The following is a 2929-nucleotide window of genomic DNA, read 5'->3' on the forward strand; positions in this document are numbered from 1 at the left end:
ACTCCGGCGTAGACGCCGGTGGTGGTGCCGCGCAGGGAGTCCGGGGCGATCCCGGCCCGTTCCAACGCCTCCCAGGCCACCTCCAACAACACCCGCTGCTGGGGATCCATCGCCAACGCCTCACGCGGACTGATCCCGAAGAACTCCGCATCGAAATCACCCGCGTCATACAAGAACCCCCCATGACGGGTATAGCTGGTGCCCGCCCGATCAAGATCCGGATCAAACAACCGCTCCAGATCCCAACCCCGATCCTGCGGGAACTCACCGATGGCATCCACCCCACCAGCCACCAACTCCCACAACTGCTCCGGAGAACCCACCCCACCCGGATACCGACACCCCATCCCCACAATCGCAACCGGCTCGAGGGCCTTCTGCAACAAGCGCTGGTTCTGCTGGCGAAGCTGCTCGCGTTCCTTAAGGGAAGCGCGCAGGGCGCCCAAGAGATCCTCGTTGGTCGCTGTCACGTCGTTGAGCTCCTGTCGTGGGACATGCGAATCAGGCTTTCGACATCGAGGTCGTCGATCGCGTCGGCGGGGCCGTTGTTGGCGGGATCCGCGTCGCCGTCACGCGCTATCGCGACGAGCGGATCGAGGAGGCCTGACCGGCGTAGCCGCTCGAGTGGAATCGTCGCCAACAGGGCGCGAATCTCGTCGTCAGGGGATACGGTCGGCTCGGCGGGGGGAGGCGCCAGCCACTCCGTCACTACTGCGGCAACTGCGGCCGGGTTCGGGTAATCGAAGATGAGCGTCGCAGGTACACGCACACCGGTTGCCTGTGCGAGCCGATTGCGCAGTTCGAGCGCTGCGAGCGAGTCGAAGCCGAGGTCGGTGAATGCCTGCTCAGGATCGATAGCTGTCGGGGACTCATGACCGAGAACCTCCGCGATGGCGGTACAGACGAATTGCAGCACCACTGTCTCGCGCGCTGCCTCACCGACTCCTGCGAGGCGGCTGACCAGCGCGTTGGCGACTGTCCCGCGACCGGCTGGCACGCGGACAAGCGCACTCATCAGCCGCGGCAGCATCCCAGCGGTGGCGTGGCGTCGCAACGCGGCGGCGTCAACGCGCACAGGAACAAGGAGTGTCGGCTCAGCGGTGTGCGCGGCGTCGAAAAGCGCGAGCCCCTCGGCTTCGCCAATCGGTTCGAGTCCGGCGCGACCCCAACGCGCGGCGTCGGCGTCCTCGGCGCCTGCGGCCATGCCCCCTTCGACCGACCACGGTCCCCAGGCCAACGCGCGACCTGGTCGGCCCTGAGCACGCCGCCGCTGGGCCAGGGCGTCGAGGAATGCGTTGGCTGCGGCGTAATTGCCTTGCCCCGCCGACCCGAACGTAGCCGCGACCGACGAGAACAAGACAAGTTCAGCGTCATGCACCAGCTCATCGAGATGTTGTGCTGCATCGATCTTCGGACGCAGAACCAGGTCGAGTGAGGCTTCATCGAGCGACGTCACGGTTGCATCTGCCAGGACGCCCGCAGCGTGAATGACCGCCCGCAGGGGCTGCGACCGCGGGATCTGTGCAATCACCTCGGCGAGAGCGTCGCGATCGGCGGCATCGCAAGCGGTGACCGTGACGTCGCATCCGAGCTCACTCAGTTCAGCCGCCAGTTCGGGAGCACCAGGCGATGCCGCGCCGCGGCGGCTCACCAGTAGCAGATGGCGGACGCCGTGGGCGGTCGCGAGGTGGCGGGCGATCAGCTGCCCCAAGGCGCCGGTTCCGCCGGTGATAAGCACGGTGCCCTGCGGAAGGTCAGTTCGAGCAGGACTTGTCACCGGCGATACCCGCACCAATCGCGGTGCCCGGAATTGCCCATCGCGGATGGCCACCTGCGGCTCGTCAACGATCAACGGGAGCGCCTCCATGGCGACCGCCAGTGACGCCGCACGATCGACCCCCGGATCGAGGTCAACGAGGAGGAAGCGTCCTGGATGCTCGGCCTGCGCGGAGCGCAGCAATCCCCAGACCGCCGCAAGGGCAGGTTCGGGTGCTTCGTCGGCTGCGGCTGCGACTGCCCCGCGGGTGAGGAGCACGAGGCGTTGATCGCCGAGGCGGTCGTTGGCGAGCCAAGCCCGGACCAGGCCGAGCGCGGTCCTGAGTGCACTGCGGGCGCTGGCGGCGGAGTCGTCGGTGTTCATCAGGGAGATGTCAACGAGGGTGAACTGCGCCATCTGCGTTCCGTCGGCCAGCGCTTCGAGCAGATCGTCGGAAGTTTCATAGTGCGTCGAGGCACAGCCATCGAACTCGCCTTGGTCATGCGCAGCGTCGTCAACGACCTCGGACCCGTTCGGTGCGTGGTCACCGAGCGGCACAGTGGTCCAGTCGAGTTTGAACAGGCTGGCGGCCGCGCCCGTGCCGGCCGCTGCTAGCGCTGCTGTGTCGACGGGCCTAGTGATCAGAGAGGTGAACGTCAGCACAGGGCGGCCGTTTTCGTCGACGGCTGCGAAGGACACGCCGTCGTCGTCGGTTGCGGTCATCCTTATGCGCATTGCGACGGCCTGGCGACGGTGGAGCAGTATCCCCCTCCAGGAGAACGGCAGGGGCAGTTGGTCGTTGGTGTTGATGAGCAGTGCGTGTAGGGCGGCGTCGAGCAGTGCCGGGTGCAGGTTGTAGTCGCCGGCGGTGGTGGTTTGGTGGTCGTCGAGTGTGACTTCGGCGAACAGTTCTTCGCCGCGGCGCCATGCTTTTTGCAGTCCTTGGAACGCTGGTCCGTAGGCCAGTCCGATGCTGAGCAGGTGGTCGTAGAGGCCGGCGGTGTCGAGGGGTTCGGCGTGTGGGGGTGGCCAGGGTGTGGTGCTCAGTTGGTGTAGTGCGGTGGTGTGGGTGGGGGTGGTGTCGTGGGTGGTGAGGGTGGCGGTGGCGTGGCGGGTCCAGGGGGTGTCGGTGTGGTGGGGTCGGGAGTGGATGGTGAGGGGCCAGAGTGTAGC

Annotated in this window: 2 protein-coding genes; both read right to left on the reverse strand. The window is 66.8% G+C overall.

The genetic code is table 11. The features are described from left to right. Positions 1–470: beta-ketoacyl synthase N-terminal-like domain-containing protein (locus AWC12_RS27160; RefSeq protein WP_133057385.1), on the reverse strand; the 470-nt coding region annotated here is incomplete at its 3' end. After that, positions 467–2929: type I polyketide synthase (locus tag AWC12_RS27165; RefSeq protein ID WP_133057386.1), on the reverse strand; the 2463-nt coding region annotated here is incomplete at its 5' end. The genes AWC12_RS27160 and AWC12_RS27165, both read right to left, overlap by 4 nt.

It is taken from the genome of Mycolicibacterium iranicum, assembly GCF_002101705.1.
GTDB lineage: Bacteria > Actinomycetota > Actinomycetes > Mycobacteriales > Mycobacteriaceae > Mycobacterium > Mycobacterium iranicum.